Source organism: Azospirillum agricola (assembly GCF_017876095.1).
GTDB lineage: Bacteria > Pseudomonadota > Alphaproteobacteria > Azospirillales > Azospirillaceae > Azospirillum > Azospirillum agricola.
This window is the reverse complement of sequence record NZ_JAGINM010000008.1, coordinates 33,391-59,808: the sequence shown is the minus strand read 5'-3', so window position 1 is coordinate 59,808 and position 26,418 is coordinate 33,391. Positions and strand designations below refer to the sequence as shown.

Annotated in this window: 23 protein-coding genes and 1 pseudogene; 15 read left to right on the top strand and 9 right to left on the bottom strand. The window is 68.7% G+C overall.

The window, feature by feature from the left end; genetic code table 11:
- Positions 1 to 35 precede the first annotated feature (35 nt).
- Positions 36 to 1,094, bottom strand: coding sequence for an amidohydrolase family protein (locus J2847_RS13585; protein ID WP_211114724.1), 1,059 nt, complete (start codon positions 1,092 to 1,094; stop codon positions 36 to 38).
- Positions 1,095 to 1,544: 450 nt separating this feature from the next.
- On the opposite strand from J2847_RS13585, the gene J2847_RS13580 reads away from it, so the two are divergent.
- Positions 1,545 to 3,173 carry an AMP-binding protein gene (locus tag J2847_RS13580; RefSeq protein WP_209779480.1) on the top strand — a complete coding sequence of 543 codons (1,629 nt, stop codon included), beginning with the start codon at positions 1,545 to 1,547 and terminating at the stop codon, positions 3,171 to 3,173.
- A 59-nt stretch (positions 3,174 to 3,232) separates the two neighbouring features.
- Here J2847_RS13580 and J2847_RS13575 read toward each other — a convergent pair whose 3' ends face one another.
- The 7 genes from J2847_RS13575 to J2847_RS13545 are packed head-to-tail and all read right to left on the bottom strand — an operon-like array spanning position 3,233 to position 10,171.
- Entirely contained in the window at positions 3,233 to 3,979 is a 747-nt protein-coding gene (locus tag J2847_RS13575; RefSeq protein ID WP_209779479.1) for an IclR family transcriptional regulator, read from the bottom strand.
- 42 nt (positions 3,980 to 4,021) lie between these two features.
- The gene (locus tag J2847_RS13570; protein ID WP_209779478.1) at positions 4,022 to 4,879 is read right to left on the bottom strand and encodes an HpcH/HpaI aldolase/citrate lyase family protein; all 858 of its coding nucleotides are present in this window, start codon (positions 4,877 to 4,879) and stop codon (positions 4,022 to 4,024) included.
- Positions 4,879 to 5,337: a MaoC family dehydratase gene (locus J2847_RS13565; protein ID WP_209779477.1), complete on the bottom strand. Its 459-nt coding sequence runs from the start codon at positions 5,335 to 5,337 to the stop codon at positions 4,879 to 4,881. Before J2847_RS13565 ends, J2847_RS13570 begins: the two co-directional genes overlap by 1 nt.
- A gap of 32 nt (positions 5,338 to 5,369) precedes the next feature.
- Positions 5,370 to 6,527 (bottom strand): CaiB/BaiF CoA transferase family protein, encoded by a 1,158-nt coding sequence (locus J2847_RS13560; RefSeq protein ID WP_209779476.1) that lies wholly within the window; start codon positions 6,525 to 6,527, stop codon positions 5,370 to 5,372.
- Complete coding sequence (locus tag J2847_RS13555) at positions 6,524 to 7,759, bottom strand: acetyl-CoA hydrolase/transferase family protein (protein ID WP_209779475.1); 1,236 nt, start codon at positions 7,757 to 7,759, stop codon at positions 6,524 to 6,526. Before J2847_RS13555 ends, J2847_RS13560 begins: the two co-directional genes overlap by 4 nt.
- 7 nt (positions 7,760 to 7,766) lie before the next feature.
- Positions 7,767 to 8,933, bottom strand: a complete 1,167-nt coding sequence (locus tag J2847_RS13550; RefSeq protein ID WP_209779474.1) for an acyl-CoA dehydrogenase family protein — start codon at positions 8,931 to 8,933, stop codon at positions 7,767 to 7,769.
- A 17-nt stretch (positions 8,934 to 8,950) separates the two neighbouring features.
- Positions 8,951 to 10,171 carry a CaiB/BaiF CoA transferase family protein gene (locus J2847_RS13545; protein ID WP_209779473.1) on the bottom strand — a complete coding sequence of 407 codons (1,221 nt, stop codon included), beginning with the start codon at positions 10,169 to 10,171 and terminating at the stop codon, positions 8,951 to 8,953.
- A gap of 323 nt (positions 10,172 to 10,494) precedes the next feature.
- Between J2847_RS13545 and J2847_RS13540 the strand changes: the two genes are divergently transcribed.
- The 8 genes from J2847_RS13540 (at position 10,495) to J2847_RS13505 (ending at position 18,473) form a co-directional block, all read left to right on the top strand.
- Complete coding sequence (locus tag J2847_RS13540; protein WP_209779472.1) at positions 10,495 to 12,006, top strand: aldehyde dehydrogenase; 1,512 nt, start codon at positions 10,495 to 10,497, stop codon at positions 12,004 to 12,006.
- A 15-nt stretch (positions 12,007 to 12,021) separates the two neighbouring features.
- Entirely contained in the window at positions 12,022 to 12,783 is a 762-nt protein-coding gene (locus tag J2847_RS13535; protein ID WP_209779471.1) for an SDR family NAD(P)-dependent oxidoreductase, read from the top strand.
- Between the two features lie 7 nt (positions 12,784 to 12,790).
- Positions 12,791 to 13,843, top strand: coding sequence for an alcohol dehydrogenase (locus J2847_RS13530; protein WP_209779470.1), 1,053 nt, complete (start codon positions 12,791 to 12,793; stop codon positions 13,841 to 13,843).
- Positions 13,844 to 13,882: 39 nt separating this feature from the next.
- The gene (locus J2847_RS13525) at positions 13,883 to 15,100 is read left to right on the top strand and encodes an ABC transporter substrate-binding protein (protein ID WP_085553004.1); all 1,218 of its coding nucleotides are present in this window, start codon (positions 13,883 to 13,885) and stop codon (positions 15,098 to 15,100) included.
- Between the two features lie 64 nt (positions 15,101 to 15,164).
- Positions 15,165 to 16,046: a branched-chain amino acid ABC transporter permease gene (locus J2847_RS13520; RefSeq protein ID WP_209779469.1), complete on the top strand. Its 882-nt coding sequence runs from the start codon at positions 15,165 to 15,167 to the stop codon at positions 16,044 to 16,046.
- Positions 16,043 to 17,038, top strand: a complete 996-nt coding sequence (locus J2847_RS13515; protein WP_209779468.1) for a branched-chain amino acid ABC transporter permease — start codon at positions 16,043 to 16,045, stop codon at positions 17,036 to 17,038. Before J2847_RS13520 ends, J2847_RS13515 begins: the two co-directional genes overlap by 4 nt.
- Entirely contained in the window at positions 17,035 to 17,760 is a 726-nt protein-coding gene (locus J2847_RS13510; RefSeq protein WP_209779467.1) for an ABC transporter ATP-binding protein, read from the top strand. The genes J2847_RS13515 and J2847_RS13510 overlap by 4 nt, the downstream gene beginning before the upstream one ends.
- Positions 17,757 to 18,473, top strand: a complete 717-nt coding sequence (locus tag J2847_RS13505) for an ABC transporter ATP-binding protein (RefSeq protein WP_209779466.1) — start codon at positions 17,757 to 17,759, stop codon at positions 18,471 to 18,473. The genes J2847_RS13510 and J2847_RS13505 overlap by 4 nt, the downstream gene beginning before the upstream one ends.
- A 506-nt stretch (positions 18,474 to 18,979) precedes the next feature.
- On the opposite strand, the gene J2847_RS13500 is transcribed toward J2847_RS13505, so the two are convergent.
- Positions 18,980 to 19,762 carry an IclR family transcriptional regulator domain-containing protein gene (locus tag J2847_RS13500; protein ID WP_209779465.1) on the bottom strand — a complete coding sequence of 261 codons (783 nt, stop codon included), beginning with the start codon at positions 19,760 to 19,762 and terminating at the stop codon, positions 18,980 to 18,982.
- Positions 19,763 to 20,019: 257 nt separating this feature from the next.
- Between J2847_RS13500 and J2847_RS13495 the strand changes: the two genes are divergently transcribed.
- From J2847_RS13495 to J2847_RS34835, 6 genes and pseudogenes are all read left to right on the top strand, one after another.
- Positions 20,020 to 21,303 (top strand): CaiB/BaiF CoA transferase family protein, encoded by a 1,284-nt coding sequence (locus J2847_RS13495; RefSeq protein ID WP_325169407.1) that lies wholly within the window; start codon positions 20,020 to 20,022, stop codon positions 21,301 to 21,303.
- A gap of 41 nt (positions 21,304 to 21,344) precedes the next feature.
- Entirely contained in the window at positions 21,345 to 22,778 is a 1,434-nt protein-coding gene (locus tag J2847_RS13490) for an aldehyde dehydrogenase family protein (RefSeq protein ID WP_209779463.1), read from the top strand.
- Positions 22,779 to 22,799: 21 nt separating this feature from the next.
- Positions 22,800 to 23,735, top strand: coding sequence for an NAD(P)-dependent oxidoreductase (locus tag J2847_RS13485; protein ID WP_411800574.1), 936 nt, complete (start codon positions 22,800 to 22,802; stop codon positions 23,733 to 23,735).
- Between the two features lie 70 nt (positions 23,736 to 23,805).
- Positions 23,806 to 25,014 (top strand): ABC transporter substrate-binding protein, encoded by a 1,209-nt coding sequence (locus J2847_RS13480; protein WP_209779461.1) that lies wholly within the window; start codon positions 23,806 to 23,808, stop codon positions 25,012 to 25,014.
- Positions 25,015 to 25,089: 75 nt separating this feature from the next.
- A pseudogene (locus J2847_RS13475) lies at positions 25,090 to 25,185 on the top strand (ABC transporter ATP-binding protein); the annotation flags it as partial.
- Between the two features lie 149 nt (positions 25,186 to 25,334).
- Positions 25,335 to 26,396, top strand: coding sequence for an acyl-CoA dehydrogenase family protein (locus J2847_RS34835; RefSeq protein ID WP_209779460.1), 1,062 nt, complete (start codon positions 25,335 to 25,337; stop codon positions 26,394 to 26,396).
- Positions 26,397 to 26,418 lie beyond the last annotated feature (22 nt).

Genomic DNA, 26,418 nt, shown 5'->3' with positions numbered 1-26,418 from the left:
CCGGAACTTGACTTGTTGGTTGTGGCCCGCGCGGCTCAGCGCAGGACCTGCTCGATGCTGTAGACCCGCGCCGCCGTGCGGCTGAACAGCGCCGCCTTCTCGTCGGCCGAGGCCCCCGCCACGATCCGCTTGAAGCCGTTCCACAGGACGGCGTAGCTGCACGAGAGCTGATCGACCGGGAAGTTGCTCTCGAACATCGCGCGGTCGGGGCCGAACGCCTCGATGCAGGTCTCGATGTAGGGACGCCACGCGGCGGCCAGATCCTCCGAGGAAGGCGGCACCGGCCGTTCGTGGAAGCCGAAGCCGCCGAGCCGCATCGCCAGCCCGCCCAGCTTGACGCTGACGTTGGGGTGGCGCGCCACCTCCAGGATGCCGGCCTTCCACTGGGCGAAGACCTCGTCGCGCCGGCCGGCATAGGGGCCGATGCCGATGGGACCGCCGACATGGTCGAGGATGATCGCGGTTCCGGGGAAGGTGCCGGCCAGATCGGCGACGTCGGAGAGCTGGTGGTGGTAGACCCAGGCGTCGAAGGTCAGCCCCAGCGGTTCCAGGCAGGCGAAGCCGCGGCGGAGCTGTTCGTCGCGCAGCAACCCTTCCGGCGGGGTGCGCATGGTGGTGCGAATCTCCGGGTTCGGATCCCAGGAGGTCGATTGCCGGATGCCCTTGAAGCGGCCCTTGCCGGCGGCGATGTGCGCCTCCAGCACGGCGCGCACGCCCGCGCCCTCGCGCAGGTCGGCGTAGCTGATGATGCCGGCGCACAGGCCGGCCGGCCGGTAGTCCCCCGCCTCGACCCGCTCGGCGATGGCGGTGACGAACTCGGTCTCGCCGACCGGCCGCATGGTCTCGGGGCCGTCGGTGCGGTAGCCCTCGGTGCAGTCGGTGAAGATGGTGCCGACGATCTTGTGGCCCGCCTGGGCGTCGCGCTGAAGCTCCTCGGCGAGATAGCGCGGCGAGCGCGGCGCGTCCCACAGGTGATGATGGGGGTCGATGATCGGCAGATCCGGCTCCAGGATCGCCTCGTCCCGCAGGGCCAGCCAGTTCGGATCCGCCGAAGGCAGGATCGCGGTCTGCGTGCCGCTCTTGGTCTGCGTCATACCGTCCTCTCGTGAGCATCGGCTTGGGCGGCCGGGGTATGGCAGCCCGTCCGGCCGCCGCCTTCACCACCCCGGCGGGCGCCAGTCCCGGTGCGGTGAAACCCGCCCTTCGCGCGCCGCTTATTGCTGGATAAGTCAATCATAAGCCTGAGAAACATGGAACATAAAAAATCATGTGCGATTTATTTTTCGAGGCCACGCCATGTTTCGCCTCGCAGCGGGCCTGTGCGCGGTGCAGCGCAAGCAGGCGGTGTAACCCGCCTATCCCGAGAAGCCGGTTGACAGACAAAACAAATCGTGTGTGATTGTATTGAACCGACTCACAACCCCGGCCGGCGCGCCCGCGCTCCAGGCCGGTGCCAGCGTCCCCGCCGATCCGTCGCGGCCCCCGCGGTCATCATGAACCCGACCGCCGCCCGCCGACCGGCCCCGCCGTTTTGGAGCTTCCTGATGACCGACCACGGCATGGCCCCCCCGACCCGTCTCTTCGACATGCTGAACGGCGCGCCCGACAGCGCGACCATGCTGGTGGGGGCGGACGGCCCCGTCACCTACGGCCGGATGCGCGGCGAATCCGCCCGGCTCGCCGCCCGGCTGAAGGATCTCGGCCTGACGCGCGGCGACCGGCTGGCGCTATGGCTGCCCAACATCCCCGAATGGCTGGTGGTCGCGCTCGCCTGCTCGCGGCTCGGCGTCGCCGTGGTGCCGCTGAACGTGCGGCTGGGCAGCCACGAGGTCGGCTTCCTGATGTCGCGCGCCGGCTGCCGGGCGGTGGTGCTCGACCCCGCCTACCGCAACGGGGCCTGCGCCGAGGTGCTGCGCGGCGTCGACCCGGCCGAGCGCCCGGCGCTGGAGCTGGTCGTCACGCTGGGCGACGCCGACGGGACGCTGCTCGACGGCGTGCGCCAGACCCGCTTCGCCGACCTGATCGCCGAATCGCCCGAGCCGCTGCCCGACATCGCCGACGGCCGGCCGGAGGATGTCAGCCTGATCCTCGCCACGTCAGGCACCACCAGCGCGCCCAAGCTGGTGCAGCACACGCAGGGGCGCAACACGCGCCACGCCGGCGACGCGGCGGCGGCGGTGGGGCTGTCCGAGCCGGGAACCAGCCTCCTGCTCGGCATCCCGATGTGCGGCGCCTTCGGCTACACGCTGGCGATCACCGCCATCCGGGCGCGGCGCCCGCTGGTGCTGATGGAATCCTTCGTGCCGGAGGAGGCCGCCCGCCTGCTGGCCGCGCACGGCATCACCCACATGCTGGGCACCGACGACATGCTCGACAAGATCCTGTCGGTGGTGCCGGAGGGCAAGCCCTTCCCCGCGCTCCGCATGTTCGGCCACGCCAACTTCACCCCGGCGCTGACCACCATCCTGCCGCCCAAGGCGGAGGCGCACGGCGTGCTGCTGCGCGGCTTCTTCGGCATGACCGAGACGCTGGCGATGTTCGCCGCCCAGCCGGCCGACGCGCCGCTGGAGCGCCGGTCCCAGGGCGGCGGCCGGCCGGTCTGCCCCGACGCCAGCTTGCGCGTGCGCGACCCGGACAGCGGCGCCCTGCTGCCCGACGGCGAGATCGGCGAGGTCGAGGTGCTCACCCCCAACGCGATGATCGGTTACCTCGACAACCCGGGGGCGACGGCCGAGGTGTTCACGGAGGACGGCTATCTGCGGACCGGCGACTACGGCTACCGGCTGGCCGACGGCGGGATGATCTTCGTCTCGCGCATCAAGGACGTGCTGCGCATCGCCGGCTATCTGGTCAGCCCGACCGAGATCGAGGAGGTCATCCTGGCGCTCCCCGGCGTCACCGTCTGCCAGACCGTCGCCGCGAGTTGCCCGGCCGGCGTGCGCCCCATCGCCTTCGTCGTGATGGAGCCCGGCCGCACGCTCGACGAGGCGGCGGCGCTGGCCGCCTGCCGGGCGCGGCTCGCCGTCTACAAGGTGCCGGCGCGCGTCTTCGCCATCGAGGCGATGCCGGTCACCGACGGGCCGAACGGCGCCAAGGTGAAGAAGAACGTGCTGCGCGACATGGCGACCGCCTGGATGAACCCGGCCGGCGAGGCCGCCGCCGCGTCCGCGTGAGAGCGCCGAATTCTTCATCAACCTTGCCCAAAGTGCGCAAAGTCGAACACCGATTCCGTTCAGTATTGCAGGTCAAGCTCTGCCGAGAAACGGGCGACCGCGCGCTTCATCGTGGCCGCGATCTCAAGAGCGCGAGCGGAACAGCGGTACATCGGACCGGCGACGACCAGCGCCAGCCGCTTGCCCTGGATCGGCAGGGGCAGGGCGACGCCGACCAGATCGGCGCTGTAGTCCGCGTTGCTCTGGTGATAGCCGCGCTCGGCCGATCGCCGCAGTTCCGCCTCGACCGCATCGATGCTCGTCGGAGTGGTCTCGGAGTATTTCTCGAAATTTATCCTGCGATAGAGGGCCTGCCGCTCCGCCGGGGTGTATTGCGCCAGGATGGCGCGGCCGGTCGAGGTGGCCTGGATCGGCAGCTTGTGGCCGACCTTGGCGAAATAGCGGATCGGATGAGACGACTCCACCACATGGATGAAGATCGCCAGGGTTCCGACGGGACCGCCGATCGCCGTGGTCTCGCCGGTTTCAGCCGCCACCTCGGCGACAAGCTGCATGGCGGCTTCGGGCAACGGCTCGGCCTCGGCGATGGAGCCGACGACACTGGACCAACGCGGGCTCGGATAATAGCCGTTCCGCGCCCTGGGTTCGTAGAGGTATCCCATCTCCGCCAAGGTCCCGATGATGTTGTAGGCGCTCGACCGTGGCCATCCCAGCTCTTCGGAAATTTCCGCCAGCGTCGCCGGACGCTGGCGCTTGGCAAAGAACTCCAAGAGTTCGATGACGTTGGCAGCCTGCTTGACTTGCATGCTCGTCGATACCCGCGTTTGGAACCAGCCGGCCTTCTTATGCTATTGCAACGCTGCGGATTCCAGGATTTTCTCGGCGGCGCGCAGGTGTGGCTTGTCGATCATCTGGCCGTCGATCTTCACTACGCCGGTGCGGTCGCCAGCAAACGCCTCGACGATGCGTCGGGCCCAGGCGATCTCACCTTCGGTCGGTCGGAAGGCGGCGTTCACCACCTCGACATGCTTGGGATGGATGATGCCTTTGGCGCGGAAGCCGTCGCGCCGCGCCGCGCGGGCCTCCTCGGCCACCGCGTCGAGATCGTCGATGGTGGTGGCGACCGTGTCGACGGCAACCACCCCGGCCGCCGCCGCCCCAGCCAAGCACAGGGTCCGCGCCAGCCGGAAACTGTCGAGCAGGGCCCCACCCTCGCGGTTGGTGGTGGCGCCGAGCGAGGCGATCAGATCCTCCGCCCCCCACATCAGCCCCCACAGCCGTGGACTGCACCCCTTGTACCGGCCGAGGTTGAACAGGGAGTCGGCGGTCTCCGTGGCAATGGCAAGGATGCGGGTATGACCCGGTTCCAGCCCGGCGGCGGCCTCCAGCGCGTCGAGCATGTGGGACAGGCGCTCGACCTGTTCCGGTCCTCCGCATTTGGGCAGGGCAATTCCATCCGGAGCGTATGGCAACACCGCGGCGAGATCCCGGGCGGTCAGGCCGGTGTCGAAGGCGTTGACCCGGACGAACAGCTTCTGTGCCCCGCGCGCCTCCCGCAGCATGGCGGCGGTCTCCTGACGGGCGCGCGGCTTTTCCTCGGCCGCGACCGAGTCCTCCAGGTCGAGGATCAGCGCGTCGGCGAGGCTCTGGCGGGCACGGGCGAATTTGCGCGGGCTGTCGCCCGGCACGAACAGGAGAGTGCGCATCACGCGGCGTCCTTGCGGCGGTAGATCATGGCCATGCGGCGGCAAACGGCGACAATCTCGCCGCGCTGGTTGAAGCCGGTGTGTTCGAATTCCACGAGCCCGACGTCGCCGCGCGACTTGCTCAGCCGCTTGGAGACCACTTGCGTTTGGGCGCGCAGGGTGTCGCCGTGGAACACGGGCTTGGGGAAGCGGACGTCACTCATGCCCAGATTGCCGACGGTGGTGCCGAGCGTGGTGTCCTGCACGCTCATGCCGATCAGGATGCCCAGCGTGTAGAGGCTGTTGAACAGCGGCTTGCCCCATTCCGTCCGACCGGCGAAGTCGGCGTCGATGTGCAGCGGCTGCGGGTTCAGCGTCATCAGGCTGAAGCTGATGTTGTCATATTCGGTGACGGTGCGTGAAACCGCGTGATTGAAGACGTGGCCTTCCTCGAATTCCTCATAGTACTTGCCGCTCATAAGTGATGCTCCTGCGGTGATCGGTGGATGGTTCAGAGCGGCCGGATGATGCCCTGCCGCTCCAGATGTTCGATGCGCTCCCCCGCGATGCCCCAGGCCGCGAGCACCGCATGGGTGCCGGCCCCCGGCGGTTCGGCCGGTTGCGGCATGGCGGCCGGCGTACGGCTGAAGCGTGGGGCCGGCGCCGGTTGGACCACGCCGTCGATGACGAGATGGGCGGCACGGGCGCGGGCGTGCGGATGGTCCGCCGCTTCGGCAACCGACAGGACGGGCGCGAAGCAGGCGTCGGTGCCTTCCAGCAGCGCGCACCATTCGGCCCGGCTGCGCTCGGCGAAGCGCGCGGTCAACAGCTCCCGGACTCGCGGCCATCGGGCGCGGTCGGCAACGTCGGGAAAGGTCGTCGGATCGAAGCCGATGCGGGTCAGCAGATCGTCGCGGAATTTGCGCTCGATCGGGGCGACGGCGACCCACTGTCCGTCGGCGCACCGGTAGACATCGTAGTGCGGCGCGCCGGAATCGAGCAGGTTGGTGCCGCGCTCCGGGCGGTGCAGCCCGGCGGCGGCAAGGCCGAAGGCGCTCGCCATCAGCGTCCCCGCACCCTCGGCCATCGCCGCATCGACCACCTGTCCCCGGCCGGACCGTCGGGCCTCCAGCAAGGCGCATACGATGCCGAAGGCGAGCAGCAGCCCGCCGCCGCCATAGTCGCCGACCAGATTGAGCGGAACGGTCGGCGGCTGTCCCACCCGCCCGATGGCGGCAAGCGCGCCCGACAGCGCGATGTAGTTCAGGTCATGTCCGGCCGCCCCCGCCAGCGGCCCGTCCTGGCCCCAGCCGGTGACCCGGCCGTAGACCAGACGCGGGTTGACCGCGTGGCAGGCGTCGGGGCCGAGGCCCAGGCGCTCCATGGTGCCGGGGCGGAATCCTTCGACCAGCGCGTCGGCCTGCGCGATGAGATCCAGCGCGCAGGCGATGCCGCCGGGCCGCTTGAGATCCAGCGCCACCGAGCGCCGTCCACGGCGGGTCACGTCGAACCGCGGCGCGCGGGGAATGCCGTTGCCGCTCGGCTCCAGCCGGTCGACCGAGATCACCTCGGCGCCGAGATCGGCCAGCAGCATCGCGCACATCGGCGCCGGACCGATGCCGGCGAACTCGATGACCCGCAGGCCGGCCAATGGTCCCGCCCCAGTCATGCCGCGCCTCCCAGGCTGCGTTCCAGCGCCTCGCGGTGTTGGGGAGCCGCGATCGCGATCAGCGCCCGGGCCCTTTCCGCCAGACCGAGCCCGACCAGCCGCGCGACGCCGTGTTCGGTGACGATGGTGTCGGCGTCGCTGCGTGCCAGCGTCACCGCGGCAACCCGCGGCACGATGCGGCTGACCGTGCCGGAGCGGTCGGTCGAGCGCAGCGCGACGATGGCCCGCCCCCCCTTGGCCGCCCGGGCGCCGCGGGTGAAATCGGCCAGCCCGCCCACGCCGCCGACCGGCGCGCCGTCGGCCAACTCGGCGTTGACCTGACCGGTCAGGTCCACCTCGATGGCGGCGTTGATGGCGATCATGCGGTCCTGCGCCGCCAGGATGGCCGGTGAATGGGTGTGCGACGCCGGCATCAGCCGCACCGCCGGATTGTTGTCGATGAACCGGCAGAGAGTGCCGGATCCGAAGGCGGTGTTGCTGACCGTCAGCCCGGGATCGACGGACTTGTGGGCGTTGGTGACGGTGCCGCTCCCGACCAGCGCCGCCACCCGGTCGCCGATCATGCCGGAATGAACGCCGAGATCACGGTGCCCGGCCAGCTCCGACAGCGCCGCGTCGGGAATCGCACCGATGCCGACCTGCAACGTGGCCCGGTCGGGAACCAGGCCGGCGACGTGGCGGGCGATGGCGCGCTCCGCTTCGCCGATCGCGGCCGGTTCGAGCGCCACGAGGTCCCGGTCGGTCTCAACCACCGCGTCGAGGCGGATCGCCGGATCGAGTTCCGCCCCCCGGCACCACGGCGCCCGCCGGTTGACCTCGGCGATCACGCAACGGGCCTTGCGCGCCGCCGCCAGGACATGGTCGTTGGCGAGCGCCGCGGCATGGCCCTGCGGTCCGGGGGCGAGTTGGATCAGCACCACATCCGCCCGCAGATCGCCGTTTGCGAAGGCCGGACCGAGCGCGCCGTAATGCAGGGGCAGCACCTCCAGCCGTCCGCGCCGCGCCAGCCGCGACGCCTTGCCCATGGCGCCGTAGCTGGCGAAGCGCAGGCGGCCGGGCTCGGCGAAGCTGTCGGAGAACAGCGGGCCGATGAACAGCTCGATCGGCAGATCGAGCGCCGCCAGCCCGGCGGTGAGCGCCAGCGGCTCGGCACAGCCCTGGCCGCACACGACCCGGTCGCCCGCCCGGATGAAACGGGCGAGGTCGAGGGCCGGCGTGAGCGTCGCAATCATCACGCCCTCAATAGGATTTGGGAAGGCCGAGCACCTTCTCCGCGATGAAGCACAGGACGAGTTGCGGGCTGATCGGCGCGATGCGCGGGATCATCACCTCGCGCAGATAGCGCTCGACATGGAATTCCTTGGCGTAGCCGAAGCCGCCATGGGTCATCACCGCCTGCTGGCAGGCGTTGAAGCCGGCCTCGCCCGCCAGATACTTGGCGGCGTTGGCACTGGCGCCGCAGGGCAATCCGTTGTCGTACTCCCAGGCCGCGCGCAGGATCATCAGCCAGGCGGCCTCCAGCTCCATCCAATTTTGGGCAAGCGGATGCTGGATCGCCTGGTTCTGGCCGATCGGCCGGTTGAACACCACCCGCTCCTTGGCATAGGCGGTCGCCCGGGACAGCGCCAGACTGCCGAGCCCGACCGCCTCCGACGCGATCAGCACCCGCTCCGGGTTCATGCCGTGCAGGATGTAGTCGAAACCGCGCCCCTCCTCGCCGATGCGGTCCTCCTCCGCGATCTCCAGCCCCTCGATGAACAGCTCGTTCGAATCGACGGCCTTGCGGCCCATCTTGTCGATGACGCGGACGTCGATCCTGCTGCGGTCGAACGCGGTGTAGAACAGGCTGAGCCCGTGCGTCGGCTTGCCGACCTCCTCCAACGGGGTGGTGCGGGCAAGCAGCAAGAGACGGTCGGCGACCTGGGCGGTCGAAATCCACACCTTCTGCCCGTCGACGATGTAACGGTCGCCCTTCTTCACCGCGCGGGTCTTGAGCTGGGTGGTGTTGAGGCCGGTGTTGGGTTCGGTGACGGCGAAGCACGCCTTCTCGCGCCCCTGCACCATGGGCGGCAGCATGCGGCGCTTCTGCTCGTCGGTGCCGTGCACCACCACCGGATTGAGGCCGAAGATGTTGATGTGCAGGCTGGAGGCGCCGGACATGCCAGCGCCGGATTCGGCGATCGTCCGCATCATGACCGCCGCCTCGGTCACGCCGAGGCCGGAGCCGCCATACTCTTCCGGGATGCAGATGCCGAGCCAGCCATTGTCGGCGAAGGCGGCGTGGAAATCGTCGGGAAAGCCGCCGTCGCGGTCGCGCGCCAGCCAGTAATCGTCTCCGAAACGCTTGCACAGTCCGGCGATGGCGTCGCGCAACGCTTCCTGGTCGTCGGTCAGTCGGAAATCCATGGTGCGGAATGCTCCCGTCAGGTGTCTGAGCCGGCCGCCTCGGCCGGAATGGTCAGGGCGCGCCGTTCGGCCAGCGCCGCGATCTCGTCGTCCGCAAACCCGGCTTCGCGCAGGATGGCCGGGCCGTCCTGGCCGCGCCGGGGGGCCAGGCGCCGGGTCGCGGCCGGCGTCCGGGACCAGCTCGCCGACAGCCGCATGTTGCGCACACGCCCCTCGGTCGGGTGCTCCACGAGTTCGAAGAAGCCGGTCTGTTTCAGTTGCGGGTCGTCGAAGATGCTGTCGAAGTCGTGCATCGGCATCGCCGGCACGTCGGCGCGGTCCAGCAGTTCCATCCATTCGGCGGTCGTGCGTTCGGCGAAGATCCGCCCCAGCTCGCCATAGACGAAATCGACGTTGCTCTGCCGGTCGGCATAGGTGGCGAAGCGCGGATCGTCGCGCGGCAGGTCCTCCCGTCCGATCGCCCGCAGGAAGTTGGCCCACTGCTTGTCGTTGTAGATCACGGTGCAGATATGGCCGTCGCGCGTCCGGTACGGCCGGCGCTCCGGCGAAAGCTGGCGGGCGTAGCCGCCGCCGCCGAGGGGAGGATCGAAGGTCAGCCCGCCCAGATGGTCGCCCAGCACGAAGCCGACCATGGTCTCGAACATCGGGATGTCCACCCGCTGCCCCAGACCGGTCTGGTTGCGGTTCACCAGGGTGGCGCAGATCGCCCCGACCGCGGCCAGCCCGACCACACGGTCGGCGACGGCCGAGGGAACGTAGCGCGGCGTGCCGTCGCCGGCCTGCGCGATCAGCGCCGACATCACGGAGGCGCCCTGGATCAGGTCGTCATAGGCCGGGCGTGCCGCGTAGGGACCGTCCTGGCCGAACCCGAAAAGCCCGGCATAGATCAGCCGCGGGTTGCGCGCGGCCAGGGTTTCATAGCCCAGGCCGAGGCGCGTCATCGCCTGCGGGCGGATGTTGTAGGTCAGTATGTCGGCGGTGTCGGCCAACCGCAGCAGGGCATCGAGGCCGGCCGGATCCTTCAGGTTCAGGCAGATGCTCCGTTTGTTGCGGTTGGCGTTGAGGAAGTACGCCCCCATTCCGGCGTTCCGCTGCGGCCCGATCTGCCGCACCACGTCGCCGTCCGGCGGCTCCACCTTGATGACATCCGCCCCCATGTCACCGAGCATCTGCGTTGCCGAGGGTCCCATGACGACAGAGGTCAGGTCGAGGATCCTGGTTCCTGCCAGCGGCCCCATTCCCATTCCTTCCACGATGTTCCTGGATTTGGTGCGGATGCCCGCCCCGACAGCTTTATGTCCATATACAGAGATTAATAATCCACATGCAAGGGCAATTTGGGTGGACGAGTTTATCGCTTCCGGAAAGTTCATGGTGCAACGCAGTAGGAATTTTCGCGCCGCACCAATATGTCAAAACGGGCGACTTCAAGGAAAACTGGTTTTTAATCAATTGAATAGCCTAAATAGTTCGCATGGCTGATTGATGGATAAGCGACTTGACAGACGCGTCCGTGAACATGTACGTATTATCCATCATACTGGACAAGAGGCTCGGGTCTGTGACCAACGCGTTCAAGAGCGGCTCTGGCGACGGCGAACTGCGCCGCTATCCGCACCTCTTCATCGGCGGCGAGTGGGTGGCACCGGCGGATGGCGGCATGGTCGAGAGCATCGACCCCGCGACCGGACGCCCCTGGGCCGCCGTCGCCTTCGGCGGACCGAAGGACATCGACCGCGCGGTCCAGGCGGCGCGCGATGCGTTCGAGGGGCCGTGGCGACGCATGCCGGGCTGGGAGCGCGCGGCGATCCTGCGCCGCCTGGCCGAACTGTACCGGGAGTTCGCGCCGGAGATGGCGGTGCTGGAAACCCGCGATTCCGGCCGCGCCATCCGCGAAACGCGCGCCGACATCGGCGCGCATCACCAGTGGTATCACTGGTTCGCCTCGCTGGCCGACAAGCTGTCGGGCCGCACCATCCCGATCGACGACAGCGTCCATTGCTTCACCACGCGGGTGCCGGTGGGGGTGGTGGGTGCGATCACCCCCTGGAACGCGCCGATGCTGACCACGGCCTGGAAACTGGCGCCAGCACTGGCCGCCGGCTGCACCGTGGTGCTGAAGCCGGCCGAGCAGACCCCCGTCACCGCGTTGGAACTGGCCCGGCTGGCCCATGAGGCCGGCGTGCCGCCCGGCGTGCTCAACGTGGTGCCGGGCTACGGCCACGACACCGGCGCCCGTCTCGTGGCGCACCCCGGCGTCAACAAGATCGCCTTCACCGGCGAGGGCAGCACCGCCAAGGTGATCCTGCGCAACGGCGCGGACACGCTGAAGCGCTTCTCCTTCGAGCTGGGCGGCAAGTCGCCCCACATCATCTTCAAGGACGCCGACCTGGAGCAGGCGGTGAACGCCGCCACCTCCTCGGCCTGGTCGGTGTGCGGGCAGAGCTGCGCCCTGGGCTCGCGCGTGCTGGTCGAACGGCCGGTCTACGACTGGGTGGTCGCCGCCTTCGCCGAGCGTGCCGCCAAGGTCCGCGTTGGCCTGCCTCTCGACGAAGCGACCCACATGGGACCGCAGGCCCACGGCGAGCAGCTCGCCAAGACGCTGTCCTACATCGACATCGGCCAGCAGGAGGGCGCGCGGCTGGTCACCGGCGGCCGGCGGCTCGACGCCGGGGATCTCGGCGACGGCTATTTCGTCGAGCCGACCGTCTTCGCCAACGTCTCCAACGACATGCGCATCGCGCGCGAGGAGATCTTCGGCCCGGTCGCCTCGATCATCCCCTTCGACGGCGAAGACGAGGCGGTGGCACTGGCCAACGACACCAGCTACGGCCTCGCCGCCGGCCTGTGGACCGGCGACACCGGCCGCGCCCACCGGGTGTCGGCGCGGATCGAGGCCGGCATCGTCTGGGTCAACACCTACCGCTTCATCCGCTGGTCGACGCCCTACGGCGGCTTCAAGGCGAGCGGCTGGGGCCGCGAGAACGGTATCGAAGCGCTCGACAACTATCTGGAGACCCGCACCACGGTCATCAGCACGACCGGCCGGTTCCCGGACGCCTACGCACAATAAAACGGGGAGGGGAACATGCGTCTCAAAGGCAAGCTGGCGGTGATCACCGCCGCGGCGTCGGGCATGGGCAAGGCCGGCGTCGAGCTGTTCGTGCGCGAAGGCGCCACCGTGGCGGCGATCGACATCAACGAAGGCGCGCTGAACGATCTCGCAGCCACGCTCGGCTCCGCCGTGATTCCGGTCGTCGCCGACCTGTCCACGGTGGACGGCGTCAAGGCCAGCATCGCGGCGGCGGCGGAGCGGCTCGGCGGCATCGACGTTATGTGGGCGCACGCCGGGATTCCCGGTCCGGCCTCGGTCGAGGACATGGACCTCGACCAGTACGATCTGGCGATCGCGCTCAACCTGACCTCCGCGGTGGTCGCGGCCGGCGAGGTGGCCAGGCACATGCGCGCCCGCGGCGGCGGCTCGCTGATCTTCACCGCTTCGGTTTCCGGCCTCGTCGGGTCGATGTTCAGCCCGGTCTACTCGGCGGCCAAGTTCGGCGTGGTCGGCCTGACCAAGTCGCTGGCCCAGCGCTTCGCCCCCGACGGCATCCGGGTCAACGTGGTCTGCCCCGGCCCGATCGACACCCCCATGCTCCCCGGCTTCGTCGCGCGCGGCGACGACACGGCGCAGGCTGCGGAGAACGAGAGGAAGCTGCTGGGCGCCGTCCCGCTCGGGCGGGTTGGCAAGCCGTCGGAGGTGGCGCATGCCGGCCTGTGGCTCGCTTCGGACGACAGTTCCTACGTCACCGGCGTGGCGCTGCCGGTCGACGGCGGCTTCCTGTCGCGGTGAGGTGGCGATGCGATCCTACTGCATCCACGCTTTCGGGGAACCGCTGGTCGGCGATGACCGGCCGATCCCTGAGGTCTCCGGCACCGAGGTGCTGATCAAGGTCAAGGCGGCGGGGGTGTGCCACAGCGACCTTCATCTGTGGGACGGCGGCTACGACCTCGGCCTCGGCCGCAAACTGTCGCTCAAGGACCGTGGGGTGGCGCTGCCGCTGACCATGGGCCACGAGACCGCCGGGGAGCTGGTGGCGGTCGGGCCGGACGCCACAGGGGTGGACATCGGCGCCTCCTGCCTCGTCTATCCCTGGATCGGCTGCGGCGAGTGCCGGAGTTGCCGCGACGGATACGAAAACTACTGCGCCAAGGCGACCTACATCGGCGTCCACCTCCATGGCGGTTATGCCGAGTATGTCCGGGTGCCGCACCCGCGCTACCTGCTGCCGATCGGCGACCTCGACCCGGCCCAGGTGGCGCCGCTCGCCTGCTCCGGCGTCACCACCTACAGCGCGCTGAAGAAGTTCGGGGACCAGATCGCCGAGCACCCGGTCGTGGTGGTCGGCGGCGGCGGGCTCGGCCAGATGTGCCTGCAAATTCTGCGCGCGCTCGGCGGCAAGGGCGCGGTCGTCGTCGATCTCGATCCCGTCAAGCGGGAGGCGGCGCTGGCCGCCGGCGCGCTGGCCGCTGTCGATGGCGGCGCCCCGGACGTGGCGACCCTTGTCATGGACGCGGCCGGCGGTCCGGCCCACTGCGTGCTCGACCTTGTCGGCAGCCCGCAATCGGCGGCACTCGGGTTCGATGCCCTGGCCAAGGGCGGCACGCTGGTCATGGTCGGGCTTTTCGGCGGCAACACGCCATGGTCGCTGCCGCTGATCCCGATCAAGGCCGCCCGCATCCTCGGCAGCCTGGTCGGCAATCTGGAGGAGATGCGGGAACTGGTGGCGCTGGCACGGGCCGGCCGCATCCAGCCGATCCCCGTCACCCGGATGCCGCTCGATCGCGCCAACGACGCGCTGCTCGCTCTGCGCAACGGCTTGGTGGTCGGCCGGGCCGTGCTCTGCCCCTGACGGCCGACAACTCCGCAATCCGCCTTTCCAGGAGGACACATGACGGGAATTACTCGCAGGGACGCGCTGTTGCTCGGCGGCGCGGCCATGGCGGCGCCAGGCCTCTTCTCCTTCGGCGCGTCGGCCCAGGGCGGCACGCTGAAGATCGGCGTCCTGGTGCCGCTCACCGGGACTCACGCCTCCGACGGCGCGCGCATGCTGAAGGCCCACCAGCTCGCCGCCAAGATGATCAACGACACCGGCGGCCTCAAGGGGCTCGGCGGCGCCAAGGTCGAACTGGTGGTCAGCGACATCCAGTCCAAGCCCGAGGTGTCGCGCAGCGAGGCGGAGCGGCTGATCAGCCGCGAGGGCGTCAGCGCACTGACCGGCGCCTGGGCCTCGTCTTCGACGATCCCCGCGGCCCAGGTGGCCGACCGCAACCGGACCCCGTTCATGGTGACCAGCGCCGTGACCGACGCCATCACCGAGCAGGGGCTGAAATACGTCTTCCGCACCGCGGTGAAGGCGAAATGGTTCGGCCAATACGTCGCCGACTTCATGGACGACATGAAGAAGAAGGGCATGGCGATCGACAAGGTGGCGCTGGCGACCGAGGACGGTCCGGCCGGCCAGTCGGTGCACGCCAATTACGCGTCGGTGATGCCGGGCCGCGGCTACCCCGTGGTGGCCGACGAGACCTTCCGCACCGGTTCGCCCGATTTCAGCACGGTGGCGACCAAGCTGCGCACCAGCGGCGCCGACGCGGTGCTCAGCGTCGCCTACGCCGACGACTCCACCGTGCTGCTGCGGGCGCTGGCCTCGCAGAGCTACCGGCCGCTCTACATCGGCTTCGGCGGCGCCCACGTCAACCAGACGGTGGCCGCCTCGGGGAAACCGGCCGAGCGGACGTTCGGCGTGGTGGAATGGGCGCCCGACCTGCGCAAGCCGGCCAGCGAGGCGTTCGTGAAGGCGTTCGCCGAGAGCTACCCCGGCGAGGTGCCGCTGAGCAACCAGGCCCAGGCCTTCGCCGCGACCTACGCGCTGGCGCTGGCGGCCGATGCGGCGGCCTCCACCGACCGCAACAAAATCCGCGACGCGCTGCGCACCCTGCGGATCAAGGACGGGCCGGCCTCGCTGCTGCCGGCGCCCGAACTGTATTTCGACGAGCAGGGGCAGGCGCCGGCGACCTGCGTCATCGTCCAGGTGATCGACGGCAAGTTCGTCACCGTCTGGCCCGACGCGGTCGCCGCCCGGCCGCCCGCCCCGCTTCAGGGGTAACGTCAGCCCCTCTCCCGCCGGCCGCGCATCCGACGCGCGCGGCCGGCGGGCGCCGGAGATTTCCATGTCAGCGACCATCTTCCTCCAGGCACTGCTGAGCGGGCTGACCAACGGCGCGATCTATGCGCTGATCGCGGTCGGCCTCACCCTCGTCTTCGGGGTCATGCGCGTGGTCAATTTCGCGCATGGCGAGTTCCTCATGCTGGCGATGTACGGCGGCTACCTCGCCTGGGCGCATCTCGGCGTCGATCCGGTGATCGCGGTGGCGCTGGTGGTGCCGGTGCTGCTGGCGCTCGGCGTCGGGCTGTTCGAAAGCCTGATCCGTCCGGCCATGAAGGTGCCGGAGATCAACCAGATGGCCGTCACGCTGGGGCTGTCGCTTCTGCTCCAGTACCTCGCCCTGATGGCGTTCAAGGCCGACAATCTGCTGATCGTGCAGGACCGGTCGACCGCCAGCGTCTGGATCGGACCGGTGCTGCTGCAAATGCCGCACGCGATCGCGGCGGGGGCTGCCGCCGTCCTGCTCCTCGGACTCTACCTGATCATGCGCAAGACCGATTTCGGGCTGATCATGCGCGCGGTTTCGCAATCGCACGACGGGGCGGCGCTGTCCGGAATCGACATCGGCCGCACCTACCGCTGGGCGATGGGGATCGGGGTCGGGACGCTGGGCGTCGCCGGACCGCTGATGGCGTCGGTGCTCTACGTCAACCCGCACATCGGCACCCTGTTCACCTTGAAGGCCTTCGTGATCGTCATCGTCGGCGGCATGGGCAGCTTCGGCGGGGTTCTGCTGGGCGCCCTGCTGGTCGGGGTGGCGGAGAGCGTGGCCGGCGTGCTGACCACCGCCTCGGTCGCCGCGGCGGTGCCGTTCGCGCTGCTGATCCTGGTCATGCTGGTGCGGCCGGAAGGGCTGCTGCCGGTCGGCGGGGGAGCGCGCGCATGAAACGCTTTCTCCCCGCCCTCGTGCCGGCGGCGCTGGCCGCGGCCCTCTTCGGGATTTGCCTCGGCGATCCGTATTTCATGGACATCTTCATCCTCACGGCGTTGATGGGAACCATCGCGGTGGCGTGGAACCTGATGGCGGGCTTCACCGGGCTGATCTCGCTCGGGCACTCGCTGTTCTTCGGCATCGGTGCCTACGTCGTCGCCTACGGGCATGTCGGCTTCGGGCTGGGGCCGCTGCTGACATGGCCGTTGGCCGCCGCGCTCGCCGCCGCGGTGGCGCTGGTGATCGGGCTGCTGTGCTTCCGCTACGGGCTGCGCGGCTATTTCTTCGCCATCGCCACGCTGGCCTTCAGCGAGGTGGCGTTCCTGCTGGTGTCGGCCACGCCATGGCTGGGGCGCTCCGACGGCATGATGATGCCGACCGAGGACGACGCGGCGCGCTACCTCCAGTTCATGGAGAAATGGCCCTACGGGCTGATCGTGCTGGCCTTCCTGACGGCGACCCTGCTCGTCGGCCAGCATTTCGCCAGCAGCCGCGCCGGTTCCTACTGGCGCGCCATCCGCGACAACGAGGGGGCTGCCGAGGCGCTGGGCGTCCCGGTGATGCGCTACAAGCTGCTGGCCTTCGTGGTCAGCGCGGTGCTGACCGCGGTGGGCGGCGCCTTCTTCGCCAGCACCTTCTCCTTCGTCGATCCGCGCTCGACGCTCGGCGTCGACCTGTCGATCCAGCTTCTGGTGTTCTCGATCATCGGCGGGCTCGGCCTGCTGTGGGGACCGCTGCTGGGGGCCGCTCTGCTGATCCCGCTGGGCGAGGTGCTGCGCACCGCGATGAGCGGTTTCACCGGGGTCAACATCGTCGCCTATTCGGTTCTGCTGATGGTGATGGCCCTGATGCTGCCACACGGGCTGGGCGGTCTGCTGAAGACCCGGCTGCCGCGCCCGCGCCTGGGCGCCAGGACCGCTTTCCGGCAGGAGGACGCCGCAAGATGACCGCTCCGATCCTTGAGGTCCGGGACCTCGGCAAGTCCTTCGGCGGGTTGCGGGCGCTGAGTGGCGTCAGCTTCGCGGTGCCGGCGGGCGCCGTGTTCGGGATCATCGGCCCCAACGGCGCCGGCAAGACCACCCTGTTCAACTGCCTGTCCGGTCTGCTGAAGCCGAGCGGCGGCCAGATCCTGTTCGAGGGTCGGCGCATCGATGGACTGCGGCCGCACGACATCTGCCGGCTGGGTCTCGCCCGCACCTTCCAGATCGTGCGGCCGTTCAAGGGCATGAGCGTGATCGAGAACGTCATGGTCGCCTCCTATGGCCGCTACCCGGCCTCGGCCGATGCCGAGCGCCACGCGTTCGAGGCGCTGCGCGCCATCGCCATGGACCATCTGGCCGGCACCGATGCCGAGCGGCTGAGCGTCGCCGAGATGCGCCGGCTGGAGATCGCCCGCGCCATCGCCACCGAACCGCGCCTGCTGCTGCTCGACGAGATGCTGGCCGGGCTGACCGCCACCGAGGCCGGCGCCCTGTGCGACCAGATCGTCGAGCTCAACCGGCGGGGCATCACCATCGTGATGGTGGAGCACTCGGTCCCGGTGATCAGCCGGATGTGCGCCCGGTCTGTCGTGATCAACTTCGGCTCCCTGCTGGCGGAGGGCGCGACGCAGGACGTGCTGCGCGATCCACGGGTGCAGGACGCCTATCTCGGGAGTGCCGCCGCATGACCCGTCTGACGCTGGAACGCGTCTCGGCCGGCTACGGCAAGGCCGACGTGGTGCGTGACATCGACCTGGTCATCGAGAGCGGCCAGCGGGTCGCTCTGATCGGCTCCAACGGCGCCGGCAAGAGCACGGTGGTCAAGACCATCAACGGGCTGGTCGCCACCCGCCGCGGCCGGGTCCTGTGGGACGGAGGGGAGCTTGGGCGGATGCGGGTGTCCGACCGCACCCGCGCCGGCATCGGCACGGTGCCGGAGGGCCGCCTGCTGTTCCCCGAGTGCACGGTGACCGAGAACCTCGTCGCCGCCAGCACCTTCGGCAAGGCGCGCGAGCATCGGGACGAGGGGCTGGCCCGCGTCTTCGGCCTGTTCCCCCGCCTCGCCGAACGGGCCCGCCAGCGCGTCGGCACCTTGTCGGGGGGCGAGCAGCAGATGGTGGCGATCGGCCGGGCGCTGATGACCCGGCCGCGCCTGCTGGTGCTGGACGAACCGTCGATCGGGCTGGCGCCGCGCGTGGTGGCGGAGATCTTCGAGATCCTCGGCACCCTGACCCGCAGCGGCCTCAGCCTGCTGCTGGTCGAACAGAACGTGCAGCTCAGTCTGCGCTCGGTCGATTACGCCTATCTGCTGCAACAGGGAGAGGTCGTGCTCCAGGGGCCCTCCGGGGAGCTTCTCGACAGTCCACTGGTGCGGGCCGCCTATCTGGGAATGACGGTATGAACATCGGCACCCTGCCGACGCGCGCGGCCTCGTCCGTCCCGAGCGGACCGCGGTCCTTGAGGGCGCCCGCCCGGTTTGGAGTTACCGCGGGCTGGCCGGCCGTGCCGCCCGCCTGTTGACGCGACGGCGCCGGAGGACCGCATTCTTCATCCGGCGCCGCTGTCGCACGGCTCCGGCATTTACGCCATCCCGCATGTGACGGCGGCGAGCTGCCACGCGAGGAACTCGACCGTCCGTGCGAGGCGCATATTGCCCGCTTCAAGCGGCCGAAGCAGTATCTGTTCTGCGAATCCTTGCCCAAGAACTCCTATGCGAAGATCCTGGAGACGGAGCTTCGCAGGCAGGCCGGATTGGGCAGGCGAACGGACGCGTGAAGCCGCACCCACCAACCATGCGCGGAGCTGATGGCCCATATCGGTTTCGCCGTCGCGAACGGCGCCCCGCAAGCCATCCGGCCTCGGCCGGCTCCGGCCGGCCGAGCCGGTCACCGAAAATGACTGCGACCGCTATTCGCCGTTGCGCAAGACGTTTGCCAGACGATCCGCCGTGTCCTTCAAAGGACCGAGAAACCGCTCCACGGCCATGTCGGGCGTGATCGCGTTGCGCAGCATCATGATGTTCAACGTCGCATGGATGCCGTCGTCATCCTGGACGGGAACGGCCATCGCCCACATTTGCCGCGAATATTCCCGTTCACTGTAGGCGTCGTCCATGCAGGCGAAGCCACGTGCACGAACGTCCGCGAGAAGCGCCTCCAATTTTTCCGGCTCGCTGGCCAACATGTTTCTCACATCCGGCTTCACGCGCAGGCGGGCAATGATCCGCTCCCGCTCGGCCGGATCGCAGTAGGCGAGGTAGGCGCGTCCGATCGACGTCTCCAGGATCGGCGCCCGAAAGCCTGGCCTGCGGTTGAAGAACAGCGGACCGGTTTCACGGCTCGTCTGCACGACGATCATCGCGTCGTGGTCGAACAGGGCCACATCCGATGGCCATCCGATCCTGTGACGGAACTCGGTCAGGATCGGTTCCGACAGCAGCCCGATGCGATGGTGAAGGTCGTAGCCGCGACTCAGTTGCAACGTGCGCCCGGTGGCGACGTAGCCGCTGTTCGACGGGCTGCGGGTGACGTAGCCCTCATGCTCCAGGGTTTCCAGCATGCGAACGATCGTCGCCTTGTCGAGGCCGGTCTCCTTGTGAAGAGCGGAGACGGTGGCTTCCCGCAGTTCGTTCACGACACGAAGAACGTCCAGACCGCGCGTCAGCGCGGCCACAGGTTTGAACGACGGCATTGAAACTTCAGTCCCTTCGATTCCAGGCACAACCGGATGGCAAAACCAGCCTATCGCTTCTCGTATTTCGCTTGGAAGGCCAGCGATCCGCCCTCCCGCATTTTTCCCGGCTAAGCGTTGAAATGCCAGTTGCATTTTATCAGCACGCTGGTTAGCCTTTCCACAATGAAACGGTCATTTCACTGTATGAAATGACGGGCACCAACCATCCACCCCTCCCAGCCGGGAAACCGGCCGCGAGCGGAGAGCCGACCATCGTGACTCAATCAGAACTTCCAGCCGATCGCGACGAAGCCGCGGCCGCACTCGCTGGCGTGCGGGTGCTCGATCTCAGCCGCGTTCTCGCCGGCCCCTGGGCCTCGCAGATCCTGGGCGATCTCGGGGCCGAGGTGATCAAGATCGAGCATCCCGGCAAGGGCGACGACACTCGTGCCTGGGGACCGCCCTATCTGCGCTCCGTACGGGAGGACGCGGACAACGATCCATTGAGCGCCTATTACCTGAGCTGCAACCGCAACAAGAAATCCGTGGCAATCGACATCGCCTCGCCCGATGGCGCCGCTCTGGTCCGACGCCTTGCTCGCTCCTGCGATATCGTGCTGGAGAACTTCAAGGTGGGCGGGCTCGCCCGTTACGGCTTGGACTATGAAAGCCTGAAGCGCGAGAACGAAGCGCTGATCTACTGCTCGATCACGGGCTTCGGACAGACCGGCCCCTATGCCACACGTGGCGGCTATGACTTCCTCATCCAGGGTATGAGCGGGCTGATGAGCGTGACCGGCCAGCCCGACGGCACGCCCGGCAGCGAGCCGCTCAAGGTCGGGGTTCCAGTGTCCGACCTCTTCACAGGGATGTACGCGACGGTGTCGATGCTCGCCGCTCTGCGGCACCGTGACCGCACAGGAGAGGGCCAGCACATCGACTGCGCCTTGCTCGACACGCAGGTCGCGGTGCTGGCCAACCAGGGAATGAACTGGCTGGTGGGCGGTCAAGTGCCCCGCCGCATGGGCAACGGCCATCCCAACGTCGTGCCCTATCGCTGCTTCGCCACAAGCGACGGCCATATCATTGTCGCCGTCGGCAATGATGGGCAATTCCGCTCCCTCTGCCAGTTGCTGGAGCGGCAGGATCTGCTCGACGACAGCCGCTTCGCCGACAACCCCGGACGCCAGCGGAACCGGCAGGAGCTGGAGGCCGCGCTCGCCGACAGCATCGCCGGATGGACCTCGGCGGCGTTGACCGCCGCGATGGCCGGCGCGGGCGTTCCCGCCGGCCCGATCAACCGCATCGATCAGGTCTTCGCGGATCCCCAGGTGGCCGCGCGAAGCCTCGTTCACCGGCTGGAAACCGATGACGGCACCGCCGTTCCGGTCGTCGGCTTCCCGGCCCGCCTGTCCCAGACGCCGGCGCGCTACCGGCAAGCCCCACCCCGCTTGGGACAGCAGACGGCGGACGTCCTCGGCGAGCTTCTCGGTCTCAGCCCCGCCGAGCTCGACGACCTCAAGGCTCGCGCGGTGATTCAGACAACGGACCGTCGCTGAGCCGCCCTGCCCTTCCGTCAGACGCGAAAGACGAACAAGTCATGGAAAAGACGAACTGGATCGGCGGTCGTCCGACCGGCAGCCCGATCTTCGAGCCGAACGTAAATCCGGCCAAGCTGGACGAGGTCATCGGCCATTACGCCTGGGCGACGGTCGAACAAGCCGCCGAGGCCCTGGCCGCAGCGCGCGAGGCGCTGCCCGGCTGGGCGGCGAGCAACCCGCAGACACGATCCGACATCCTGCGTCGCGTCGGCGACGAACTCCACGCGCGCGCCGAGGAGCTTGGCGCCCTGCTGACCCGCGAAGAGGGCAAGACCCTGCGGGAAGGCATCGGCGAGATCCGCCGCAGCGCCCAGATCTTCCATTACGCCTCGGGCGAACCGCTGCGGAACGGTGGCGAGTGCCTGCCCGGCCTGCGCGATGGGACGACCACGATGGTCACCCGTGAACCGGTCGGCGTGGTCAGCCTCATCACGCCGTGGAATTTCCCGATGGCCGTACCGGCCTGGAAGACCGCGTATGCGCTGGCCTTCGGCAACACCGTCGTGCTCAAGCCATCGGAGACCACCCCCGGCTGCGCCTGGGAACTGGCCGACATCCTGCACCGCGCCGGCCTGCCCGCCGGTGTGTTCAACCTCGTGATGGGCGACGGCCGAACGCTCGGCCCGGTTCTGGTCGATGGCGCCGACGCGGTCAGCTTCACCGGCTCGCCGCCGGTCGGCCGGGCGATCCTGGAACGCACGGTCGCGAGGATGACCAAGGTCCAGCTCGAGCTGGGCGGCAAGAATCCGTTGGTGGTGCTGGACGACGCGGACCTCGATCTCGCGGCCGACATCGCCCTCCAGGGTGCCTTCCACTCCGCCGGCCAGCGCTGCACGGCCACCAGCCGCATCATCGCGACCCGCCGGATTCACGACGCCTTCGTCGAGCGTCTGGTCGCCAAAGTCCGCGCGATGCGCGTCGGCGATCCGCTCGACGCCCGGACCGACATGGGGCCGGTGGTCAACCAGCCGCAGCTCGACAAGGATCTGCGCTACATCGCCATTGCCCGCGAAGAGGGGGCGGAGCTGGCCTGCGGCGGACAACGGCTCGATGCCAACGGCTACTTCCTGGAACCGACCCTGTTCATCGGCACCGACAACGACATGCGGATCAACCGCGACGAGGTGTTCGGTCCGGTTGCCAGCGTCATCGCCGTGGACGATCTCGAGCATGCCATCGCCATCGCCAACGACAGCGAGCACGCGCTGTCCAGCGGCGTCGTCACCCAAGGGCTGGTCGCGGCCGAAACCTTCCGGCGCCGCTCGCGCGCCGGGCTCGTGATGGTCAACGCGCCGACCGCCGGCATCGACTACCACGTTCCCTTCGGCGGGCGCAGCCCGTCCGGCTATGGCGGGCGCGAGCAGGGAAGCGCTGCGGTCGAGTTCTTCACCGAAGGCAAGACCGCCTACATCAACCACGGCGTCACGGCCTGAACACCACCGGATGCTCAGCGCGTGAACGAACAAGAAAGTGATGGGAGATCGAACATGAGCGAGACGATCGCGTTCATCGGCCTCGGGGCGATGGGGTTGCCGATGGCCTCCAATCTGGTCCGCAAGGGCTTCGCGGTGGTCGGCTTCGACCTCGATCGCGGCAAGCTCGACACCCTGGTCGGCCTGGGCGCCCGCGCCGCCGGCAGCGTCGCCGAGGCCGTGACGGGAGCGACCATCGTCGTCACCATGCTGCCGGCGCCCCCGCATGTGCGTGGCGTGGTTCTCGGCGGCGAGGGCGTGCTGGCCAACCTTCCGGGCGGATCGCTGGTGATCGACATGAGCACCGTCGATCCGCAGACCACCGACGACGTCGCGGCGGCGTGCAAGGAACGCGGCGTGGCCTTCGTTGACGCTCCGGTCGGTCGGCTGGTCAGCCACGCCGAGCGCGGCGAGTCCCTGTTCATGGTCGGCGCCAGCGACGAGGGCTTCGCACGGGCCGAGCCGTTGCTGCAAGCCATGGGAACGACGATCCACCGTTGCGGCCCCGAAGGATCGGGAACGCGGATGAAGATCGTCAACAACTACCTTGCCGTGATCGGCGCCCAGCTCACCGCCGAGGCGATCCTGCTCGGAACCAAGCTCGGCTTGCCGGTCGACGTGATGAAGGCGGTGTCGGGCGGCACCACCGCGACCAACGGTCAGTTCCAGGTCAATTTCGCGACCAAGGTTCTGAAAGGCGACACCGCGCCCGGCTTCACCATCGATCTTGCCCACAAGGATCTGATGCTGGCGCTTGCCGCCGCCGCACAGCAGCGCCTCGGTCTTCCCGTCGGACTGGCCGCCGCCGGCGCGCTCGGCGCCGCACGCGGCGGTGTCTACGCCACACGCGATTTCTCGGCGCTCCTCGACTACGCCTGCGACGTGGCCGGCGTCGTTCCCCCCCGCTTGCCTGATTGATCCATCCGCGGCCGGGCGATCCGCATCGGTTCGGTCAAAAAATGGCATCCCCCTTGGGAAGAAGACGTTCATGAAGACATTGGCAGTGCTGGCGACCTCGCTCGCCGTTCTGGCGCAGGCGGCGTCGGCCCAGAACATTTCGGACAACAAGGTCAAGATCGGCGTCGTCACCGATCTGTCGGGAGTCTACGCGGACATCGCCGGCTCGGGCTCCGTGGTTGCCGCCGAACTGGCGGCCGAGGATTTCGGCGGGCGCGTGCTCGGCATGCCCATCGAGATCGTGAGGGCCGACCACCAGAACAAAGCGGACATCGCCAGTTCCATCGTCCAGAAATGGTTCGACACCGAAGGCGTCGACGCCATCACCGACATGGTGACCTCCTCCGTCGGTCTCGCCTTGCAGGGTGTCGCCACCCGCGCGAAGAAGATCGCGTTGAACACCGGCGCCGGCACCTCGGCCATGACGAACGCCGCCTGTTCCCCCTATGGAGTGTCGTGGGTCTACGACACCTATTCCCTGGCGACGGTGAACGCCAAGGCGACGCTCAAGAGCGGCGGCGACACCTGGTTCTTCATCACGGCCGACTACGCCTTCGGCCACGACCTGGAGAAGGACGTCCGCAAGGTGGTGGAGGGCAACGGCGGCAAGGTGGTGGGCAGCGTCCGCCATCCCTTCCCGTCGCAGGATATGAGCGCCTACCTGCTCCAGGCGCAGGCATCGGGCGCGAAGGTCATCGCGCTTGCCAACGCCGGCAAGGACACGATCACCACGATCAAGCAGGCCAAGGAGTTCGGCATCCTCGACGACTCCAGGGTGAAGGTCGTCGCCCTGCTGGCCTTCGAACCGGACGTGCGGGCCATCGGGCTTGAGGACGCGGCGGGCATTTTGATGTCCAGCGGCTTCGTCTGGAACCGCACAGCGGAGTCCAAGAGCTGGTCCGACCGCTTCCACGCCAAGACGCAGAAGCGTCCGACCAGTGTGCAGGCGGGCACCTATTCGGCGGTCCTTCATTATCTGAAGGCCGTGGAGAAGGCAGGCACCGACGACTCCGAAAAGGTCGCGCAAACCATGCGGGCCATGCCGGTAAACGACATGTTCGCCACCAACGGCACGGTGCGCGCGGACGGGCGGATGCTTCACGAGATGTATCTGGTCCAGGTGAAGAAGGCTCAGGAATCCAACGATCCTTGGGATCTCTTCGAGGTGATCGGTTCGGTTCCGGGTGATCAGGCCTTCCGCCCGGTGGCCGAAAGCGAATGCGCGCTGCTCAAGAAGTGATGCGCGCTCCGTGTCCCGGCCCCTCCGGGCCGGGACACGGCTTCATGACGCATGGACCGCTTCAAGGAACAGGGCATGGCATCGGACATCATCCTGGAAGCGCGTGGCCTGACGAAGGAGTTCAAGGGCTTCGTGGCCGTGAAGGAGGTGAACCTGCAAGTGAGGCGGGGACGGTGCATTCGCCCTTCGGCCAAGTCCTGAAGGCGATCCGCGAGAACGAACCGCGCGCCATCCCGCTCGGCTATCGGACGGAGCGCTCCTTTCAGAACCCTCTTCCGGACAATGGACCGGAATCACCATTCACGCCCAGAGGTCCCAAGGTGAGCGAGACAAGTCAAATCGTGTGGGATACAGCGGCACGGCTGTTCACCGAGCAGTTCACACCGCAAGAGTTGCATCGTGCCGAGGCCGGGGAATGGCTTGGTGCCCAATGGGACAGGATCGAGGAACTCGGCCTTCCCCTGGCCCTGGTGCCCGAAGAGGATGGCGGCGTGGGCCTCGACGCGATCGAGGGGGCGATGCTGGTCCGCATCGCCGGCTCCTTCGCCGTCCCGCTTCCCCTCCCCGAAACCATGCTGGCGAACCGGCTTCTGGCGGCGGCCGGTTTGCCGCTCGCCGCCGGTCCGGCGACCGTGGCGCCGGTGCGGCTCGATGACCGGCTCACGCTGGCGCGCACGGAAGGCGGCTGGAGGCTGAGCGGTGTCGCGCACCGGGTCCCGTGGGGCCGCTCGGCGGCCGTCCTGGTGGGGCTCGCCGAGCATGAAGGGCGGGTTCTGGCGGTGCGCCTGACGGGGGCTCAGGTCCGGACGGAACCGGGCGTCAACCTCGCCTGCGAACCGCGCGACACCCTGCGGATCGAGGGCGTGGCGGCGGAGAGCGCCGTGGCGCCGCTTCCCGACGGCTTCGGCCTCGCGGAGTGCTTCGCCATGGGGGCTGCGCTGCGCACCGCCGCGATCGCCGGCGCGGTCGGCCGGGTGCTGGAGATGACCGTGGGCTACGCCAACGACCGGGTTCAGTTCGGCCGGCCGATCGGCAAGTTCCAGGCGATCCAGCAGAGTCTCGCGATCATGGCCGGACACGCCGCCGCCGCCGCCGGATCGGCGGACGTCGCGGCCGAGGCGATGCATGATGGAACCGTTCTCCTGCCCATCGCCGCCGCCAAGGCGCGGGCCGGCGAGGCCGCCGGGTCCGTCGCGACCATCGCGCATCAGGTGCATGGCGCCATCGGCTTCACCCATGAGCACAGCCTGCATTTTCTGACCAAGCGGCTGTGGTCCTGGCGTGACGAATTTGGAAACGAGGCGCATTGGAACCGCGTGATCGGGCGGCGGATGATCGCGGCGGGCGCCGATGGCGTGTGGCCCTTGATTGCCGCCCTCTGAGCGCCGCTGCCAATCCCGGAGA

Coding starts and splice junctions, on each gene's coding strand:
- J2847_RS13525 (WP_085553004.1), top strand. CDS start 13,883: ATGACGGGAATTACTCGCAGGGACGCGCTGTTGCTCGGCGGCGCGGCC.
- J2847_RS13565 (WP_209779477.1), bottom strand. CDS start 5,337: ATGAGCGGCAAGTACTATGAGGAATTCGAGGAAGGCCACGTCTTCAAT.
- J2847_RS13500 (WP_209779465.1), bottom strand. CDS start 19,762: ATGCCGTCGTTCAAACCTGTGGCCGCGCTGACGCGCGGTCTGGACGTT.
- J2847_RS13550 (WP_209779474.1), bottom strand. CDS start 8,933: ATGGATTTCCGACTGACCGACGACCAGGAAGCGTTGCGCGACGCCATC.
- J2847_RS13510 (WP_209779467.1), top strand. CDS start 17,035: ATGACCGCTCCGATCCTTGAGGTCCGGGACCTCGGCAAGTCCTTCGGC.
- J2847_RS13515 (WP_209779468.1), top strand. CDS start 16,043: ATGAAACGCTTTCTCCCCGCCCTCGTGCCGGCGGCGCTGGCCGCGGCC.
- J2847_RS13570 (WP_209779478.1), bottom strand. CDS start 4,879: ATGCGCACTCTCCTGTTCGTGCCGGGCGACAGCCCGCGCAAATTCGCC.
- J2847_RS13480 (WP_209779461.1), top strand. CDS start 23,806: ATGAAGACATTGGCAGTGCTGGCGACCTCGCTCGCCGTTCTGGCGCAG.
- J2847_RS13560 (WP_209779476.1), bottom strand. CDS start 6,527: ATGACTGGGGCGGGACCATTGGCCGGCCTGCGGGTCATCGAGTTCGCC.
- J2847_RS13575 (WP_209779479.1), bottom strand. CDS start 3,979: ATGCAAGTCAAGCAGGCTGCCAACGTCATCGAACTCTTGGAGTTCTTT.
- J2847_RS13545 (WP_209779473.1), bottom strand. CDS start 10,171: ATGGGGCCGCTGGCAGGAACCAGGATCCTCGACCTGACCTCTGTCGTC.
- J2847_RS13555 (WP_209779475.1), bottom strand. CDS start 7,759: ATGATTGCGACGCTCACGCCGGCCCTCGACCTCGCCCGTTTCATCCGG.
- J2847_RS13585 (WP_211114724.1), bottom strand. CDS start 1,094: ATGACGCAGACCAAGAGCGGCACGCAGACCGCGATCCTGCCTTCGGCG.
- J2847_RS13490 (WP_209779463.1), top strand. CDS start 21,345: ATGGAAAAGACGAACTGGATCGGCGGTCGTCCGACCGGCAGCCCGATC.
- J2847_RS13520 (WP_209779469.1), top strand. CDS start 15,165: ATGTCAGCGACCATCTTCCTCCAGGCACTGCTGAGCGGGCTGACCAAC.
- J2847_RS13580 (WP_209779480.1), top strand. CDS start 1,545: ATGACCGACCACGGCATGGCCCCCCCGACCCGTCTCTTCGACATGCTG.
- J2847_RS13535 (WP_209779471.1), top strand. CDS start 12,022: ATGCGTCTCAAAGGCAAGCTGGCGGTGATCACCGCCGCGGCGTCGGGC.
- J2847_RS13505 (WP_209779466.1), top strand. CDS start 17,757: ATGACCCGTCTGACGCTGGAACGCGTCTCGGCCGGCTACGGCAAGGCC.
- J2847_RS13530 (WP_209779470.1), top strand. CDS start 12,791: ATGCGATCCTACTGCATCCACGCTTTCGGGGAACCGCTGGTCGGCGAT.